Source organism: Pseudomonas sp. BLCC-B112 (genome assembly GCF_028550695.1).
In the GTDB taxonomy this organism is placed as follows: domain Bacteria; phylum Pseudomonadota; class Gammaproteobacteria; order Pseudomonadales; family Pseudomonadaceae; genus Aquipseudomonas; species Aquipseudomonas danubii.
In genome coordinates this window covers 273881-290418 of record NZ_JAQQGK010000006.1, presented here as the reverse complement: position 1 = coordinate 290418, position 16538 = coordinate 273881, and the positions used below count along the sequence as shown (strand labels likewise).

At 63.8% G+C, this 16538-nt stretch carries 16 protein-coding genes; 6 read left to right on the top strand and 10 right to left on the bottom strand.

The genetic code is table 11. The features are described 5' to 3' along the window. Window positions 1-17 precede the first annotated feature (17 nt). Complete coding sequence (gene mutM / locus PQT43_RS17855; protein ID WP_102862102.1) at window positions 18-830, top strand: bifunctional DNA-formamidopyrimidine glycosylase/DNA-(apurinic or apyrimidinic site) lyase; 813 nt, start codon at window positions 18-20, stop codon at window positions 828-830. Window positions 831-914: 84 nt separating this feature from the next. Here mutM and PQT43_RS17850 read toward each other — a convergent pair whose 3' ends face one another. From PQT43_RS17850 to PQT43_RS17830, 5 genes are all read right to left on the bottom strand, one after another. Further along, entirely contained in the window at window positions 915-1166 is a 252-nt protein-coding gene (locus PQT43_RS17850; RefSeq protein ID WP_011064042.1) for a YfhL family 4Fe-4S dicluster ferredoxin, read from the bottom strand. A gap of 134 nt (window positions 1167-1300) precedes the next feature. Next, window positions 1301-1780, bottom strand: coding sequence for a pantetheine-phosphate adenylyltransferase (gene coaD, locus PQT43_RS17845; protein WP_003195136.1), 480 nt, complete (start codon window positions 1778-1780; stop codon window positions 1301-1303). Between the two features lie 115 nt (window positions 1781-1895). Further along, window positions 1896-3491 (bottom strand): GMC family oxidoreductase, encoded by a 1596-nt coding sequence (locus tag PQT43_RS17840; RefSeq protein ID WP_123389954.1) that lies wholly within the window; start codon window positions 3489-3491, stop codon window positions 1896-1898. A 175-nt stretch (window positions 3492-3666) separates the two neighbouring features. Continuing rightward, the gene (locus tag PQT43_RS17835) at window positions 3667-4212 is read right to left on the bottom strand and encodes a twin-arginine translocation pathway signal protein (RefSeq protein ID WP_272754371.1); all 546 of its coding nucleotides are present in this window, start codon (window positions 4210-4212) and stop codon (window positions 3667-3669) included. Between the two features lie 27 nt (window positions 4213-4239). Beyond that, entirely contained in the window at window positions 4240-5670 is a 1431-nt protein-coding gene (locus tag PQT43_RS17830; RefSeq protein WP_102862099.1) for a coniferyl aldehyde dehydrogenase, read from the bottom strand. Between the two features lie 145 nt (window positions 5671-5815). Between PQT43_RS17830 and PQT43_RS17825 the strand changes: the two genes are divergently transcribed. Both PQT43_RS17825 and PQT43_RS17820 read left to right on the top strand, forming a co-directional pair. Continuing rightward, the gene (locus PQT43_RS17825) at window positions 5816-6487 is read left to right on the top strand and encodes a TetR/AcrR family transcriptional regulator (protein ID WP_102881181.1); all 672 of its coding nucleotides are present in this window, start codon (window positions 5816-5818) and stop codon (window positions 6485-6487) included. A 33-nt stretch (window positions 6488-6520) separates the two neighbouring features. Next, entirely contained in the window at window positions 6521-7375 is an 855-nt protein-coding gene (locus PQT43_RS17820) for a sulfurtransferase (protein ID WP_102862097.1), read from the top strand. A gap of 152 nt (window positions 7376-7527) precedes the next feature. Here the strand turns inward: PQT43_RS17820 and PQT43_RS17815 are convergent, their stop codons facing one another. The 5 genes from PQT43_RS17815 to PQT43_RS17795 form a co-directional block, all read right to left on the bottom strand. Further along, a complete protein-coding gene (locus PQT43_RS17815; protein ID WP_110652432.1) occupies window positions 7528-8358 on the bottom strand; it encodes an AraC family transcriptional regulator in 831 nt (276 codons plus the stop codon). Then, on the bottom strand, window positions 8351-9352 hold the full coding sequence (locus PQT43_RS17810; RefSeq protein ID WP_272754370.1) for a hydrolase: 1002 nt from the start codon (window positions 9350-9352) through the stop codon (window positions 8351-8353). Before PQT43_RS17810 ends, PQT43_RS17815 begins: the two co-directional genes overlap by 8 nt. Window positions 9353-9426: 74 nt before the next feature. Further along, window positions 9427-10047, bottom strand: coding sequence for a 16S rRNA (guanine(966)-N(2))-methyltransferase RsmD (gene rsmD / locus PQT43_RS17805; protein ID WP_102862094.1), 621 nt, complete (start codon window positions 10045-10047; stop codon window positions 9427-9429). Beyond that, a complete protein-coding gene (locus PQT43_RS17800; protein ID WP_272754369.1) occupies window positions 10047-11537 on the bottom strand; it encodes a M16 family metallopeptidase in 1491 nt (496 codons plus the stop codon). The genes rsmD and PQT43_RS17800 overlap by 1 nt, the downstream gene beginning before the upstream one ends. Then, the gene (locus PQT43_RS17795) at window positions 11530-12885 is read right to left on the bottom strand and encodes a M16 family metallopeptidase (RefSeq protein ID WP_102862092.1); all 1356 of its coding nucleotides are present in this window, start codon (window positions 12883-12885) and stop codon (window positions 11530-11532) included. The genes PQT43_RS17800 and PQT43_RS17795 overlap by 8 nt, the downstream gene beginning before the upstream one ends. A 355-nt stretch (window positions 12886-13240) precedes the next feature. On the opposite strand from PQT43_RS17795, the gene ftsY reads away from it, so the two are divergent. The 3 genes from ftsY to ftsX are packed head-to-tail and all read left to right on the top strand — an operon-like array spanning window position 13241 to window position 16451. Then, window positions 13241-14764 (top strand): signal recognition particle-docking protein FtsY, encoded by a 1524-nt coding sequence (ftsY, locus tag PQT43_RS17790; protein WP_272754368.1) that lies wholly within the window; start codon window positions 13241-13243, stop codon window positions 14762-14764. Next, complete coding sequence (ftsE, locus tag PQT43_RS17785) at window positions 14761-15432, top strand: cell division ATP-binding protein FtsE (protein ID WP_016967614.1); 672 nt, start codon at window positions 14761-14763, stop codon at window positions 15430-15432. Before ftsY ends, ftsE begins: the two co-directional genes overlap by 4 nt. Beyond that, window positions 15429-16451 (top strand): permease-like cell division protein FtsX, encoded by a 1023-nt coding sequence (ftsX, locus tag PQT43_RS17780; RefSeq protein ID WP_102862090.1) that lies wholly within the window; start codon window positions 15429-15431, stop codon window positions 16449-16451. Before ftsE ends, ftsX begins: the two co-directional genes overlap by 4 nt. Window positions 16452-16538: the final 87 nt, after the last annotated feature.

Below are 16538 nucleotides of genomic sequence, written 5' to 3'. Positions count from 1 at the left end.
GAGTGCCAGGGGCGGACATGCCTGAATTACCTGAAGTCGAAACCACCCGGCGCGGGATCGCACCGCACCTGGAAGGCCAGAAGGTCAGTCGGGTCATCGTCCGTGACCGGCGTTTGCGCTGGCCGATCCCCGAGGATCTGGATGTGCGCCTGTCCGGGCAGCGCATCGTCCAGGTGGATCGTCGGGCCAAGTACCTGCTGATCAATGCCGAGGTCGGCACCCTCATCAGTCATCTGGGCATGTCGGGCAATCTGCGCCTGGTGGAAATCGGCCTGCCGGCGGCCAAGCACGAACATGTGGATATCGAACTGGAGTCGGGCCTGGCCCTGCGCTACACCGACCCGCGCCGGTTTGGCGCCATGCTCTGGAGCCTGGACCCGCTGAACCACGAGCTGCTGGCGCGCCTGGGGCCGGAGCCGCTGACCGACCTGTTCGATGGTGAGCGCCTGTTCCAGCTATCCCGGGGACGCTCCATGGCGGTCAAACCGTTCATCATGGACAACGCGGTGGTAGTGGGGGTGGGCAATATCTATGCGACCGAGGCACTGTTCGCCGCAGGCATCGATCCACGTCGTGAAGCCAAGGGCATTTCCCGGGCCCGCTATCTGCAACTGGCGATCGAGATCAAACGCATCTTGGCGGCGGCCATCGAGCGGGGCGGCACCACCTTGCGCGACTTTATCGGCGGCGACGGCCAGCCTGGGTACTTCCAGCAGGAGCTGTTCGTCTACGGACGTGGCGGGGAGCACTGCAAGGTCTGCGGCACGGGGCTGCGGGAGATCAAGCTGGGCCAGCGGGCCAGCGTCTACTGCCCACGTTGCCAGCGCTGAGAAGCTGCGCCGGCAATCCGGCTCCTACGAACGCCGTAGGAGCCGGATTGCCGGCGAAAATGCCCTGAAGGGCCGCTGAATTCCTCAAGCCTTGCCGGTGATCTTCCGGTACTTGGCCATCAACTCTTCTTCGGTTTCCGGACGCGCCTCATCCAGCGGAATGCAATCCACCGGACATACCTGTTGGCATTGCGGCTCGTCGTAGTGGCCGACGCACTGGGTGCACAGGTTCGGATCGATGACGTAGATCTCCTCGCCTTGGGAGATGGCCGCGTTGGGGCACTCGGGTTCGCAGACGTCGCAGTTGATGCAATCGTCGGTGATGATCAGGGACATGGGGGACTCCGGCCTGGGCGGCAGGCCCGGGCATGTAAAAACGAATGCGCGCAATTGTGCCGTATTGACGCCCGCAGTGCACGCGGGCGCGATGGCTGACGCCTGGCAAGGGCCCCTCTGCGGGGCCGCACGGCTTATTTCTTGAAGCGCAGGGTCAGCGCGTCGGCGACGGCCGGATGGACGAACTTGGTGATATCGCCACCCAGGGCAGCAATTTCACGAACCAGCGTCGAGGAAATGAACGAGTAGCGCTCCGACGGCGTCAGGAACAGGCTTTCCACGTCCGGCGCCAGTTGGCGGTTCATGTTGGCCAGCTGGAACTCGTATTCAAAGTCCGAAACCGCTCGCAGGCCCCGCAGAAAGACATTGGCGTTCTGCTCCTTGGCAAAGTGCGCCAGCAGGGTGGAGAAGCCGACGACTTCAACGTTGGGCAGGTGCTTGGTCACCTCTTGCGCCAGTTCCACGCGTTGTTCCAGGGGGAACAGCGGGTTTTTCTTGGGGCTGGCGGCAACGGCGATGATCACGTGGTCGAACAGCCGGGAGGCGCGCTCGACCAGATCGCCGTGGCCCTTGGTAATAGGGTCGAAGGTACCTGGGTACAACACTCGGTTCATCGCGTCGTCCTGGCGGGAATCCGTTGGGGAGTCGGATGGTATCGCAGCCTTCCCGGTCGGCCAAGTCGCCTTTTAGGGAAGAAAGCACTATAGACGACGAAAATACCCCGCTTTTTCACGCCGTTTTCAAGCGCTCCGCCAGGGCCGTGGCCAGTTGCGCGGTCAGGCCGTAGACCGACAGCTGTGGGTTGGCACCGATGCTGGTGGGAAACAGCGAACCGTCGTGGATCGACAGATTGCGCAGTTGATGGTGACGCCCGAGGCTGTCGGCCACGGCGCTTTTCGGGTCTTCGCCCATGGCGCAGCCACCCATCACGTGGGCGCTGCCCAGGCGGGTGCGGTACAGCGCTAGGTCCAGGCCGTCGATCTGGGTGCGGACTTCATTCAGGGTCTTGGCGAAGCGGGCGTCGCTGTGCAACGGCTTGACCGCCTTGGCGCCGCCGGCGAACTGGATCTCCGCCATGCTGTGGAAAGCCCGGCGCAGACCGTCCCAGGCGTAGGGCGAGACCTGATAGTCGAGCACCGGGGTGCCGTCACCGCGCAGCTCGACGTTGCCACCGGTGCTATCGGGGTGGAAGCCGTCCCGCAGCAGGGCCAGCATGGCGTGGGTGTGGGGCAGTTGCTCCATGGACAACCCGCTCTGCGGCCCGAAACCGCCTAGCAGGGTACTGGCCAGGGCCGGTTGCAGGGGCGGTACTTCGAGTTTGTAGGACATTTTGCCGGTGGTGCCGTCCTGCCACTGGAAATGGTCGGAGTAGATCGATTGCGGCGCGCCGTAGAACGGGTTGATCACCTCGTCGAACTGGCCGGCGGAGAAGTTCACCAGGTGCAGGAAGGTGCGTTTGCCCAGGCGCGAATGCGGGTCCGGGGCATCGGAGCGCAGCAGCAGGGCGGGGCTGTTGATGCCGCCACCAGCCAGCACGTAATGCTTGGCCTTGACGGTGATGGTTCGTCCCGTGGGCGCCACGCAACGGGCATCCATGGCCACACATTGCAGGCTACTGACCTGGTCACCCTTGAGCAGCAGGCGATCGGCCCGGGCCAGGTACAGCAGCTCGCCGCCTTTCTCCAGGGTTGCCGGAATGGTGGTCACCAGCATCGATTGCTTGGCATTGGTGGGGCAGCCCAGGCCGCAATAGCCCAGGTTCCAGCAACCACGGACGTTGCGCGGAATCACGTGCCAGCTGTAGCCCAGGGCTTCGCAGCCCTTGCGGATCACGTCGTTGTTGGCGTTGGGCGGCATGACCCAGGGCGCCACCCCCAGGCGCTGCTCCATTTTCTCGAACCAGGGCGCCATCTCCGCCGAGCTGTGGCCCACCACCCCGTGTTCCCTGGCCCAGTGTTCCAGGGTCGGGTCGGGAGTGCGGAAGCTCGATGTCCAGTTGATCAGGGTGGTGCCGCCCACGGCGCGGCCCTGGAGGATGGTGATGGCGCCGTCCTTGCTCATGCGCCCGATGCCTTCCTGATAGAGGCTGGTGTAGGCCTGGTCCTCCAGCATCTTGAAGTCGTCGCTGGTCTTGAGCGGGCCCTCCTCGATCAACAGCACCTTGTAGCCGGCGGCGCTGAGGATTTCGGCGGTGGTGCCGCCACCGGCGCCGCTGCCGATGATGGCGACATCGGCTTCCAGGGTCAGGTCCTGCTCCAGCTGCGAGCCGTTGTAGGTTTTCCAGCCACGGTTCAGGCCTTCGCGGAACAGATCAGGTACAGGCATATCGGACGCTCTCTTATTATTGAAGGCTCGGCGCGGATCCACTGTAGCCGCTGCTGAGCCTGCGAAGCTGCGAAAAGGCCCGCAGGGCCTTGCTTGACGATCCCCAGCCGCTGCCCCATCGCCCCACGAACCTAAGCGCTCGCGCGCAGCCTATGGCGGCGGCTACAAAAGCCGGTCAGACCTTCGGTGGCCCGGGATAACCGCAATGGGCCCAGGACTCAGGGCGGGTGTACCAGGCCATCATCACCAGTTGCAGCAACGAGGCATGGCCCATGCGCAGCAGGGCCAGGAAGCTGTTTTCCCAGCGGCTGAGGAAGTTGCGGATGGCCTCGGCGCTGGCGTTTTCCCAACTGCCCCAGATCCCCGTCAGCGGGCCGCGGGTGACCGCCATGCCCAGCACATCGAACAACTGCTGGGTGAGCTTGAACATTTCCGGCGATAGGTGATTGAGGGCGTTGTCCAGGTTGGCCAGGGTGCCGTCGATGGCGGCGGGCATCTTGTCCGCCGCCACGGCGCCTTCAAGCATCACCGGGATCAGCGCCCGCAAAAACGGCAGGTCATTGCTGCGCAGCATGGTGAAGCCGCTGGCGGGCGTGCTGGCGGAGCAACCGCTGAGGCTCGCGCCCAGTCCTGCGGTGGCCAGGAAGGCGCTGGCGCAAAGGCTGATTTTCAGCAATCCGCGCCGTGACAGCGCGGGTGTTTCAGACAGGCTAGGGGTCATTGTTGTTATTACCCGGCGATGTACTGGTTAACGAATGAACAGCTTCTGGATGAGTTTCTGGATCGATTTCCCATAAGGCGGGTAGATCAGGCGCGCCGCGTTGAAGCGCTGCTTGATGAACACTCCCTTGGCCTTGCTGAAGGTCAGGAAGCCTTCATGCCCGTGGTAGTGGCCCATGCCGGAAGGGCCGACACCACCAAACGGCAGGTCATCCTGGGCCACATGCAGCAGGGTGTCGTTGAGGCACACGCCGCCGGAGTGGGTTTCGTTGAGCACCCGCTGCTGTTCGGACTTGTCGTAGCCGAAGTAGTACAGGGCCAGGGGGCGCGGACGCTGGGTGATATAGGCGAGGGCCTGGTCCAGGGTCTTGTAGGGCACGATGGGCAGGATCGGACCGAAGATCTCGTCCTGCATCACGGTCATGTCGTCGGTGACATTCAAGAGCAGGCTATGGCCCAGGCGCCGCTCCTGGCTCTGTTCGAACAGCGGCACCAACAGCGCGCCCTTGCTGGTGGCGTCGCTCAGGTAGCCGTTGAGCCGGGTCAACTGGCGCTGGTTGATGATCGCGGTGTAGTCGGGGTTGTCCGCCAGGGTCGGGAAGAAACCACGCACCACCTGGCGATAGGCTTCGACAAAGGCACCGATACGTTCTTCCGGCACCAGCACGTAGTCCGGGGCGACGCAGGTCTGCCCGGCGTTCAGGGTCTTGCCGAAGGCGATACGTTCGGCGGCGTCCTTGAGGGGCACGGTGTGGGACACGATGGCCGGGGACTTGCCGCCCAGCTCCAGGGTCACCGGGGTCAGGTTTTCGGCCGCTGCGCGCATCACGTGCTTGCCGATGCTGGTGGCGCCGGTGAACAGCAGATGATCGAAACGCAGCTTGGAGAAGGCCATGCCCACTTCGGCTTCGCCCAGCACCACGCACACCAGATCCTCGGGGAATACCCGGGCCAGCAACTGTTTGAGCAACTGGCCGGTGGCCGGGGTGGATTCACTGAGCTTGAGCATCACCCGGTTGCCGGCGGCCAGGGCCCCCACCAACGGGCCCATGCACAGGTACAGCGGGTAGTTCCACGGCACGATGACGCCCACCACCCCCAGCGGCTGATAAACCACCTTGGCCGAGGCTGGCTGGAAGGCCAGGCCGACGGCGCGACGAGACGGTTTCATCCATTTTTTCAGGTGCTTGCTGGCGTAGTGAATGCCATGCAGGCTGGGCATCAGCTCGGCCAGCAGGGTTTCATCGGCGCTGCGGTTGCTGAAGTCCTGGCTGATGGCATCGATCAGTGCCTGGCGTTCGGTGTCGAGCAGGTTCTGCAGTGATTTGAGCCATTGTTGGCGTTGTGCGGCCGGTGGCATGGGATTGGCGGCGAAGGCCCGGCGCTGGGCTTCGAACAGCGCATGCAGCTCGTCCTGTTGCTGAAGGGAATCCTGCAGGTAAGCGATTTCGGCAGACATGGACGGGCTCCGGTTTTTATAGGGTGGCTAGTTTTTTAGAGCTTATGCTCTAAATTGTCAAATACCATCCGGTGCCGGTCGCGATTTATCCACAGGGGGATAGAACGTAAGATGCACCCCAGCCTTCTGATTAAAGCCCACGCCCATGGCCCCACGTATAAAAACCCGCGAGCGCATCGTTCAGTTCAGTCTTGAGCTGTTTAACCAACAGGGCGAGCGCAACGTCAGTACCAACCATATTGCTGCGCACATGGAGATTTCTCCGGGCAACCTGTACTACCACTTCCCCAACAAGCAGGCGATCATCGCCGTGTTGTTCGCCGAGTACGAGAGTCTGGTGGACAGCTTCCTGCGCCCGCCCCCCGGGCGTGCGGTCACCGTCGAAGACAAGCGCTATTACCTGCAGGCGCTGCTGGCGGCCATGTGGCGCTATCGCTTCCTGCACCGCGACCTGGAACACCTGCTGGACAGCGACGCCGAACTGGCGGCTCGCTACCGGCGCTTCTCCCAGCGTTGCCTGATCCAGGGCATGGCGATCTACGGACGTTTCGTCGACGCCGGGATCGTCGCCATGGACAAGGTGCAGATCGAATCCCTGACCCTCAATGCCTGGATCATCCTCACCTCCTGGGTGCGTTTTCTGTGCACCACTCGGGAGAACTCCACCCACCTGAGCGAGGAAGCCATCAAGCGCGGCGTCTATCAGGTGCTGGTGCTGGAAGCCGGTTTTGTTACCGAGCAGGCCCGGGAAGCGGTCAACGGCCTGTTCGAAGAGTTTTACGTGCCGCTGGCCCAAGCCCTGGAAGAAGTGCAGTAGGATCAATCTCCGACTTACTCACAGGAGCCCGCTATGCCCCTCGCGCAGTTGATCAGCCCGCTTGCCCTGGACCAGAAAAAACAACAGCCCGGCCTGGTGATTCTGGATTGTCGCTTTGCTCTGGAAGACCCGGATTACGGCCAGCGCAGTTACGCCGACGGACATATCGCCGGGGCGCATTTCGCCGATCTGAACCGGGATCTGAGCGCGCCGGTGATCAAGGGCGTGACCGGCCGGCATCCGTTGCCGGAGCCGGCGCAACTGGTGGCCCGCCTGCAGGCCTGGGGCATCGATAACGACAGCGAGATCGTGCTCTATGACGACGGCCCCGGTGCCTACGCTGCCCGCGCCTGGTGGTTGCTGGCCTGGCTGGGCAAGCGTGATGGCGTGTTCATTCTCGATGGCGGCCTCAAAGCCTGGCACGCCGCGGGCCTGCCCCTGAGCCTGGATGCACCGCAAACCGTGCCGGGCCGGTTCGCCGGCCAGCCCGACCACAGTCTGCTGCTGGATGCCGAGCACTTGCGCCAGCGCCTGGGTCAGGCGGACCTGACCCTGCTGGATGCCCGTGGCCTGCCGCGTTTTCGTGGCGAGGTGGAGCCCATCGATCCGGTGGCCGGGCATATTCCCGGTGCCCAATGCGCGGCATTCACTGACAACCTGGGCGAGGACGGGCGCTTCCTTGCGGCCGACCGACTCAAGCAGCGATTCGCGCAAAAGCTCGCCGGACGCTCCCCGGAGCAGTTGGTGGCTTACTGCGGCTCTGGCGTCACCGCTTGCCACAACCTGTTCGCCTTGTGCCTGGCCGGCTACCCGCTGGGGCGCCTGTATGCCGGTTCGTGGAGCGAATGGATCACCGATGCCCAGCGGCCTGTCGCCACCGGCGATTGACGGGCTGCCCCCGTCGGCCTCTTCGCTGGCAAGCCAGCTCCTACGGCCCGCAGGCCCCCGCGAACCTGTAGGAGCGAGCTTGCTCGCGAAAGCGTCGACAGGGACGCGTTGGCGGCAGCAGGCGCGAACCTGCTCGCGAAAGCCGCGTCGCCCTACTGCAGAACGGCGCTGCGATAAGCCGCCGGCGTCACCCCATACACCTGCTTGAACTGCCGGCTCAGATGGCTTTGGTCGGCAAATCCCAACTGTGTCGCCACTGCCAGCGGCAGGCAGCCATCGCGCAACAAGGCCCGGGCTTTGGCGATGCGCTGTTGCATCAACCAGGTATGGGGCGCAATCCCGGTGGTCCGGCGAAACACCCGGGCGAAATGGAACGGCGACAGGTTTACCGCCGCCGCCAACTCTTCCAATGACGGCGGTGCGGCCAGTTGCGAGCGCAGCAGTTCCTTGGCTTGGACAATAGCCCGGTGTTCCTGCCCAGGTTCACCCAGTGCCCGGACTCCGGCGTGGCGCTGCAACAGCATCAGCAGCATTTCCCGCCACTGGGTCTGTTGTTGCAGTGCGGTGGCCGGGCTTTCCAGCAGGTGGTGCAGGCGGGCAAAACCCTGCACCAGATCCGGGTCCCGATACAGGGTGGCGCCAAAGGCCGGCAGGCTGCCGCTGGGCAGTTCCAGTTCATCCAGCAAGCCGAGAATCTGCCGGTTGTCCGGGTAAAAGGCCCGATACAGCCAGCCGTCTTCAACACCCTTGGCCCCGGTGTGCAATTCGTCCGGGTTGATCAGCACCAGGGTGCCGCTGCCCGCCAGGTGTTCGGCCCCGCGATAGCGGTAGCGCTGAGCGCCAGCCATGATCATGCCGATCACATAACCCTCGTGCACATGGGGCACGAAGCGCTGTTCGATGTAGCGCGCGGCCAGCAACTCGACCCCGGCCAGGGGGGCGGTCTGCCAGAAGCGGATCGACTCCCGGGCGGGCTTATCCATGGCGGTCCAGGCCGGTCAGCCATTGCGGGATGCGTTGTTCCAGGTAGTAGCTTGGGTGTTTCAGGCTGCCTCCGACAAAGCCTACGTGGCCGCCCTTGGCCTGCAGTTCGAACTGGGTACTGGCAGACAGTTCGCCGGCCTCGGGCAGGCTGTGGGGGAACACAAAGGGATCGTCCGCGGCCTGGATGATCAGGGTCGGGGTGCGGATTTCCCCAAGGTAATAGCGGCTGGAAGCGCGGCGGTAGTAGTCCTGGGCATCGGCAAAGCCATGCAGCGGCGCGGTGACCCGGCCATCGAAGTCCCAGAAGGTGCGCATCTTGGTCAGCGGGCCCAGTTGCGCCAGGGTCGCCAGGCCTTCATGGCGGCCGTCGTGCTGGAACTGGCGTTGCTTGTCCTTGATGTAGGCCAGCATCTCGCGCATGAAGTGGGCCTGATAGACCTTGGAGAACCCCTGGCCAATGCGGTCGGCGCATTGGTCCAGGCGAAACGGCACCGACACCGCCGTAGCCCCTTGCAGCGGGCTGGCGCTGCCGCTTTCCCCCAGGTACTTGAGCAGCACATTGCCGCCCAGGGAGTAGCCCACCGCGTACAACGGTGCCTGGGGGCGCTTGGTCCGCAGATGGGCAATGGCCGAAGCCAGGTCTTCGCTGGCTCCGGAGTGGTAGCTGCGGGGCAGCAGGTTGGGTTCGCCGGAGCAGCCGCGCCAGTTCAGCGCTGCGCTGGCCCAGCCTCGGGCGGCGAGGGCCTGTTGCAGGCCGGCCACATAAGGTGAGTTGGAAGAACCGGTCAGCCCGTGCAGCACCAGCACCAGCGGGGCCTCGGCGCTATGGGGGCCGTGCCAGTCAAGATCGAGAAAGTCGCCGTCATCCAGCCACAGACGTTCGCGCTGGCGCTCAAGGTGGGTGGTCGGGCGCCACAGCGGACCCCACAGCGTCTGCAGGTGCGGGTTGCCAAGGCCGAAGGCGGGGATGAAACGATCAGGCGAGTTGGGCACGGGGGGAGTCTCGATGCGGCGCTGCGCAGCCCGGGTGGGCTGCGCAGCTTGTTCCGGCCGAGCGTAAACAGGTTCTACGCGGCGCTGTCTGCCATACGTTGCCACAAGGAGTAATACACCTGCCCGGATTTTTGCTCACGGTGCAGGCGCCAGCTGCCGGGCAGGCCCAGGGTCGATGGCGCGGTTTCGCTTTCGGTGTAGATCCAGGCGTCGTCCGCCAGCCAGCCGCGTTCCTCCAGCAGGGCGCAGGCGGCGGGCAACAGGTTCTGGTTGAACGGCGGGTCAAGGAACGCCAGGTCGAACGGCGTGGCCGGCTGGGTTTCCAGGTAGCGCAGGGCGTCAGCGGTCTGCGCCTGGCCCACGGTGCAACGCAGCGTTCCCAGGTGCTCGCGCAGGCTGGAGACCGCTACGTTGCTGCTGTCCAGGGCCAGCCCCGAGGCGGCGCCGCGGGACAGGGCTTCAAGGAACACCGCCCCGCTGCCGGCGAACAGGTCGATGACCTTGGCCCCGGCCACATAGGGGGCCAACCAGTTGAACAGGGTTTCGCGCACCCGGTCCGGGGTCGGGCGCAGCCCCGGCAGATCGGGGAAGCTCAGCTTACGGCTGCGCCATTCGCCGCCGATGATGCGCAGCTGGCCCACGCCATTGTGCTGGTTGTGGACGGGCTTCTTGCTGGGACGGGCTGGACGGGCCATCAGTGCTCCGGAACCCCGAGCGGCTGCTCGGCGGGTTTGTCAGTGGGGGGCGGCAACGGCTTCTGCGCGACGGTGGGGCCGGCGCTGACGATGACCATCTTGTCGACGCCGAGGTGTTTGTTCATGGCGGCCTTGACCTGTTCCACCGTCAGTGCCTGGGATTGACGCATGAAGTCTTCCAGGTAGCTCAACGGCAGGTTGTAGAAGCCCATGGCGCCCAGCTGGCCGACGATATCGGCGTTGCTGGCGGTGGACAGCGGGAAGCTGCCGGCCAGTTCACGCTTGGCGTCATCCAGTTCTTTCTGGGTCGGGCCGTTTTTCAGGTAATCGGCGAACACGTCCTGCACCAGTTTCAGGGTGCCTTCGCTCATTTCTGCGCGGGTCTGCAGGTTGATCATGAACGGGCCGCGGGCCTGCATCGGGGTGAAGCCCGAGTACACGCCGTAGGTCAGGCCGCGTTTCTCGCGCACTTCACTCATCAGCCGGGTGCCGAAGCCGCCACCGCCCAGGATCTGGTTGCCCAGGGACACGGCGGCGTAATCCGGATCGTCACGGTCGATCCCCAGTTGCGCCAGCAGCAGGTTGGTCTGGCTCGATGGGAATTCGATGTGGCCGATGCTGGCCTTGGGTTCAGTGGGTTGCTCGACCTTCGCCAGGGCCGGGCCTTTGGGCAGGGCGGCGGAGACTTGCGCGGCGATTGCCTCGGCGTCGCTGCGCGACAGATCGCCGACCAGCGCGATCACCACGTTGCCGGCGGTATAGGCCTTGGCGTGGAAGGCCTGCAGTTGCGCCAGGCTGATGCCCGGAACACTCTTGGCGTTGCCCTCGCTGGCATGCGCATAGGGATGGCTGCCGTACAGGCGCTGCATCAGTTCCAGGCTGGCGAGCTTGCCGGGGTTCTGCTTCTGGTACTCGAAGCCGGCGAGCAACTGGTTCTTGATCCGCGCCAGGGAGTCGGCAGGGAAGGTCGGCTGGCCCACCACTTCGGCGAACAGCTCAAGCGCCGGTTCGCGTTTATCCACAGCGCTGAGGCTGCGCAGCGAGACCACGGCCATGTCCTTGTAGGCACCGTTGCCGATATCCGCGCCCAGGCTTTCAAAGCCCTGGGCGATGGCGCCCACGTCCTTGCCGGGCACGCCTTCGTTGAGCATGGCGTTGGTCAGCAGGGCCAGGCCGGAAGTGTTGCCGTCCTGGCTGCTGCCGGCGGCGAAGATCAGGCGCATGTCGAACATCGGCAGCTCGCGGGCTTCGACGAACAGTACCTTGGCGCCCTCGGCGGTGCTCCAGGTCTGCACATTGAGGTTGCGGTGGCTGGGGGCCTTGCCATCCAGCTCGGCCAGAGATTGCAGCTTCTGGCTGCTCTTGGCGTTGTCCAGGGCCTGGCTGGCACTACTCTCGCCGGAGCGCGACAGGTACAGGCCACCGGCGGTGAGCAGGGCGACCAGGGCCAGGCCCAGCAGGACCGGTGAAGCATTCTTGCGCTTACTCATGAGCGGACTCCTCAGGCAGTACATGGGCCACGCTCATACGCTCCCGGGTGAAATAGGTGCGGGCGGCTTTCTGGATGTCTTCCGGGGTCACGCTTTGCAGTTCCGCCAGCTCGGTGTCCATCAGCTTCCACGATAGGCCGACGGTTTCCAGCTGGCCGATGGCACTGGCCTGGCTGGTGATCGAGTCACGCTCGTAGACCAGCCCGGCAATCACTTGTGCCCGGACCCGCTCCAACTCTGCGGCCGACGGCGGGGTGGTTTTCAGTTGGTCCAGCAGGCGCCACAGCCCGGCTTCGGCCTGGGCGATGGTTTTCTTCTTCTGGCTGTTGGGGGTGGCCGAGAGCATGAACAGACTGTCGCCTCGGGTGTAGGCGTCATAGCTGGTGGAACCGTTGGACAGCAACTCTTCGCCGCGCTCCAGCTGGGTCGGAATGCGCGCGCTATAGCCGCCGTCCAGCAGGGCCGCGGCCAGGCGCAGGGCGTTGACCGAACGCTTGTCTTCAGCTGTGGCGATGCTTGGCACGTTGAAGGCCAGCATCAGGCTCGGCAGTTGGGTCTTCACATGCAGGGTGATCAGGCGCTCGCCGGGTTCGGCCAGCTCCAGGGGGATCTTCGCCGGTGGCACGTCGCGCTTGGGGATGGCGCCGAAATAGCGCTGGGCCAGGGCCTTGACCTCATCCGGGGTGACATCGCCCACCACCACCAGGGTGGCGTTGTTCGGCGCGTACCAGGATTGGTACCAGTGGCGCAGCTCCTCGACCTTCATCCGGTTCAGGTCGGCCATCCAGCCGATGGTCGGCGTGTGGTAGCCGCTGGCGGGGTAGGCCATGGCCTTGAAGCGCTCATAGGCCTTGGACAGCGGCTTGTCGTCGGTGCGCAGGCGGCGTTCTTCCTTGATCACTTCGATCTCGCGGGCGAACTCGTCGGCCGGCAGGCGCAGGCTGGCCATGCGATCGGCTTCCAGCTCCAGGGCCACGCCCAGGCGGTCGCGGGCCAGGACCTGGTAATAAGCGGTGAAGTCGTCGCTGGTGAAGGCGTTCTCTTCGGCGCCAAGATCCCGCAGGATCAGGGACGCTTCACCCGGGCCGACCTTCTCGCTGCCCTTGAACATCATGTGTTCCAGGGCGTGGGACAAACCGGTCTGGCCCGGGGTTTCGTAGCTGGAGCCGACCTTGTACCAGACCTGCGACACCACTACCGGTGCGCGATGGTCTTCGCGGACCACCACTTTGAGGCCGTTGTCGAGGGTGAATTCGTGGGTGGGTTGCGGGTCGGCAGCCAGGGCTGCAAGGGGCAGACAAACTGTGCTGAGCAGCAGGCCTGCAGCGCGGCGGGCTAGAGCATTCATTCGTTTTTAAACCTGTTGGGCTGCCCGCTTGGTCTTAGCCTGTGCGGGCGAGGAGGTGCTAGGATACTGATCCGTTTTACTGGCGGCCACGCCTATCAGGCTTGCACGAATCAGAGTGTGCTTGAGCAGGTTGTATGAGTTACCGGCAAAAAGCCTTGATTTGTCAGCTAAACTTCGACTTTTCGCCGATTTTGCCGTTCCAGTCCTTAAGTAAAATCGATCCTTGAAGTGCTTTTGGGCATTTCGACAACATGTTGCGCGTGAACAAGCTGGATGAAACACAGTCTGTTCTGCATCGAATATTTATTTACCGAAGCGCCCACTGGCGCATCGCTACCTTGAGATAGCCGTCTCCATGTTTGGTTCCAACGACGACAAAAAGACCCCAGCCGCGGCTGGCGAGAAGAAAGGCCTGTTCGGATGGCTGCGCAAAAAGCCGCAGGAACCCGTCGTCGAACAGCCGCAAGTGCCTGTCGAGCCGGTGCCGACTCCGGTCATTGAAACCGCTCCCAGCGTAGCCCCGACCGAGCCGGTGGTGCTGTCGACCGGCGAGCCGGTGCTGCAACCCCGGGTCGAGGCCGAGCCGGTAGCGGCCGTTGCGCCCGAGCTGCCCCTGACTCCGAGCCCGGAGCACAAGCCCTGGCTGACTCTACCGGTAGCGGAAGAGCCGGTGGCCCTGGTGGAGGACGCTCAGGCGGAGCACGTCACTCCGCCGATTCCAGCCCTGGCCCCAGCATCTGAACCGGTGGTCGAAGCGCCGGTTGTCACCCCGGCTCCGGTGCTCGAAGTACAAACGCCGGTAGCGCCGGTATTCGTCGCGCCGGAGCCTGTTGCTCCTGTTCCTGTTCCTGTTCCTGTTCCTGTTCCTGCTCCTGTTGCCGAGCCGGTTGCCCAGGTGGCGGAGCCCGAGCCCGTGGTCGAGCCGGTCCGTCCTGTTGAAGAGAACAAGGTCGGTTTTTTCGCCCGCTTGAAGCAGGGCCTGTCCAAGACCAGCGCCAGCATCGGCGAAGGCATGGCCAGCCTGTTCCTGGGCAAGAAGGCCATCGATGACGAGTTGCTGGAAGACCTGGAAACCCGTCTGCTGACCGCCGACGTCGGGGTCGAAGCGACTTCGGTGATCATCCAGAACCTGACCCAGAAGGTGGCGCGCAAGCAGCTCACCGACTCCGATGCGCTGTACGCCTCGTTGCAGGCCGAACTCACCAGCATGCTCAAGCCGGTGGAGCAGCCGCTGAAAATCGTCGCCCAGAGCAAACCCTTCGTGATCCTGGTGGTGGGCGTCAACGGCGCCGGCAAGACCACCACCATCGGCAAGCTGGCGAAGAAACTGCAGCTGGAAGGCAAGAAAGTCATGCTGGCGGCCGGCGATACCTTCCGCGCCGCGGCGGTGGAGCAACTGCAAGTCTGGGGCGAGCGCAACAAGATCCCGGTCATCGCCCAGCACACCGGAGCCGATTCCGCTTCGGTGATCTTCGACGCCGTGCAGGCGGCCAAGGCCCGTGGTATCGATGTGCTGATCGCCGATACGGCAGGGCGCCTGCACACCAAAGACAACCTGATGGAAGAGTTGAAGAAGGTTCGCCGGGTGATCGGCAAGCTCGACGCCGATGCGCCGCACGAGGTGCTGCTGGTGCTGGACGCCGGTACCGGCCAGAACGCCATCAACCAGGCCAAACAGTTCAACCAGACCGTGGAATTGACCGGCCTGGCCCTGACCAAACTCGATGGCACTGCCAAAGGCGGGGTGATCTTCGCCCTGGCCAAGCAGTTCGGTCTGCCGATCCGTTATATCGGGGTCGGTGAAGGCATCGATGACTTGCGTACTTTTGAAGCAGAACCCTTTGTCCAGGCACTGTTTGCCGAGCGGGAGCGTTCATGATTCGTTTCGAACAGGTCGGTAAGCGCTATCCCAATGGCCACGTTGGCCTGCATGAGCTGAGCTTTCGCGTCCGTCGTGGCGAATTCCTGTTTGTCACCGGCCATTCCGGCGCCGGCAAAAGCACCTTGCTGCGCCTGCTGCTGGCCATGGAACGCCCTACCTCCGGCAAATTGCTGCTGGCGGGTCAGGACCTGGGACAGATCAGCAATGCACAGATCCCTTTCCTGCGGCGGCAGATCGGCGTGGTGTTCCAGAATCACCAGTTACTGTTCGATCGCACGGTGTTCAACAACGTCGCTCTGCCGTTGCAGATCCTCGGTCTATCCAAGGCGGAAATCGCCAAGCGCGTGGATTCGGCCCTGGAGCGCGTGGCTTTGTCGGACAAAACCGATCTTTACCCAGGTGATCTGTCCACCGGTCAGCAACAGCGCGTAGGTATTGCTCGAGCCATCGTCCACCGCCCGGCTCTACTGCTGGCGGACGAACCCACGGGTAACCTCGACCCGCGTCTTGCGGCGGAAATCATGGGCGTGTTCGAAGACATCAACCGCCTGGGCACCAGCGTACTGATCGCCAGTCACGACCTGGCGCTGATCGCGCGCATGCGTCACCGCATGCTGACCCTGCAGCGCGGCCGATTGATTGGCGACGGGGAGGCCGGCGTATGAGTGCCACACGTACCCCTAAAGTGGCGGAGCGCGTAGCGCCCAAGGCCTCCGAAGCACCGCCACCGAAGAAAAAGCGCGACGAGGACGACGGTCCGGATTTCGCCACCCTGTTGCATGCCTGGATCGAAAGCCATCGCGCCAGCTTGCTGGACAGCCTGCGGCGCCTGGGCAAGCAGCCCATCGGCAGTTTCTTTACCTGCCTGGTGATGGCTGTGGCCCTGAGCTTGCCCATGGGTCTGTCGTTGCTGCTCAGCAACGTCGAGCGCCTGGGCGGTTCCTGGCAGCGGGCAGCGCAGATTTCGCTGTACCTGGATCTGGGGGCTTCTGCCAGCGAAGGTGAGAAGCTTGGCGAAGAGATCAAGGGCCTGCCTGGTGTGGCGGATGCCGAGTTCATCAGTAAGGAAAAGGCGCTGGAAGAATTCCAGCAGCAGTCCGGCCTGGGTGAGGCTTTGCGTGAGCTGCCTCACAATCCGCTGCCGGGCGTAGTGCTGGTCACGCCGAGCGAAGTGGACAAGGCGACCCTGGAGGCCTTGCGTCAGCGGTTGTCGGAAATGCCCAAGGTGCAACTGGCGCAGTTGGACCTGGTATGGGTCGAGCGGCTGGCGGCCATCCTCAAGCTGGGGGACCGTTTTGTCTTCGGCCTGACGGTATTGCTGGTTTCTGCATTACTTTTGGTGATAGGCAATACCATTCGTCTTCATATTGAAAACCGCCGCACAGAGATAGAAGTGATTAAACTCGTCGGCGGCACAGACAGCTATGTGCGCCGTCCCTTCCTTTATATGGGCGCGTTGTATGGCTTCGGTGCGGGGATTCTGTCCTGGGGCGTACTGGCGTTTGGCCTGAACTGGCTGAACGACGCGGTGATCGGCTTGGCCGGCTTGTACGGCAGTGATTTTGCCCTGGCGGGGGTGCCGGTTGCTGATGGTCTATCGCTCTTGCTTGGTGCGGTGCTGTTGGGTTATATCGGTGCGTGGATTGCGGTGGCCCGCCACCTGAGGGAGCTGGCACCGAAGTAATGTCATTTTGCTTGTATTGACCTTTCAGAATATTTGGGAACTTGTTTCGCGGTTTCCGGTCAATTTTCGCAGTGCTGAACTGCACGA

What these genes read in the sequence shown, in the direction of transcription:
- mutM (WP_102862102.1), top strand. Translation starts at nt 18, where the DNA reads ATGCCTGAATTACCTGAAGTCGAAACCACCCGGCGCGGGATCGCACCG.
- PQT43_RS17850 (WP_011064042.1), bottom strand. Translation starts at nt 1,166, where the DNA reads ATGTCCCTGATCATCACCGACGATTGCATCAACTGCGACGTCTGCGAA.
- coaD (WP_003195136.1), bottom strand. Translation starts at nt 1,780, where the DNA reads ATGAACCGAGTGTTGTACCCAGGTACCTTCGACCCTATTACCAAGGGC.
- PQT43_RS17840 (WP_123389954.1), bottom strand. Translation starts at nt 3,491, where the DNA reads ATGCCTGTACCTGATCTGTTCCGCGAAGGCCTGAACCGTGGCTGGAAA.
- PQT43_RS17835 (WP_272754371.1), bottom strand. Translation starts at nt 4,212, where the DNA reads ATGACCCCTAGCCTGTCTGAAACACCCGCGCTGTCACGGCGCGGATTG.
- PQT43_RS17830 (WP_102862099.1), bottom strand. Translation starts at nt 5,670, where the DNA reads ATGTCTGCCGAAATCGCTTACCTGCAGGATTCCCTTCAGCAACAGGAC.
- PQT43_RS17825 (WP_102881181.1), top strand. Translation starts at nt 5,816, where the DNA reads ATGGCCCCACGTATAAAAACCCGCGAGCGCATCGTTCAGTTCAGTCTT.
- PQT43_RS17820 (WP_102862097.1), top strand. Translation starts at nt 6,521, where the DNA reads ATGCCCCTCGCGCAGTTGATCAGCCCGCTTGCCCTGGACCAGAAAAAA.
- PQT43_RS17815 (WP_110652432.1), bottom strand. Translation starts at nt 8,358, where the DNA reads ATGGATAAGCCCGCCCGGGAGTCGATCCGCTTCTGGCAGACCGCCCCC.
- rsmD (WP_102862094.1), bottom strand. Translation starts at nt 10,047, where the DNA reads ATGGCCCGTCCAGCCCGTCCCAGCAAGAAGCCCGTCCACAACCAGCAC.
- PQT43_RS17800 (WP_272754369.1), bottom strand. Translation starts at nt 11,537, where the DNA reads ATGAGTAAGCGCAAGAATGCTTCACCGGTCCTGCTGGGCCTGGCCCTG.
- PQT43_RS17795 (WP_102862092.1), bottom strand. Translation starts at nt 12,885, where the DNA reads ATGAATGCTCTAGCCCGCCGCGCTGCAGGCCTGCTGCTCAGCACAGTT.
- ftsY (WP_272754368.1), top strand. Translation starts at nt 13,241, where the DNA reads ATGTTTGGTTCCAACGACGACAAAAAGACCCCAGCCGCGGCTGGCGAG.
- ftsE (WP_016967614.1), top strand. Translation starts at nt 14,761, where the DNA reads ATGATTCGTTTCGAACAGGTCGGTAAGCGCTATCCCAATGGCCACGTT.
- ftsX (WP_102862090.1), top strand. Translation starts at nt 15,429, where the DNA reads ATGAGTGCCACACGTACCCCTAAAGTGGCGGAGCGCGTAGCGCCCAAG.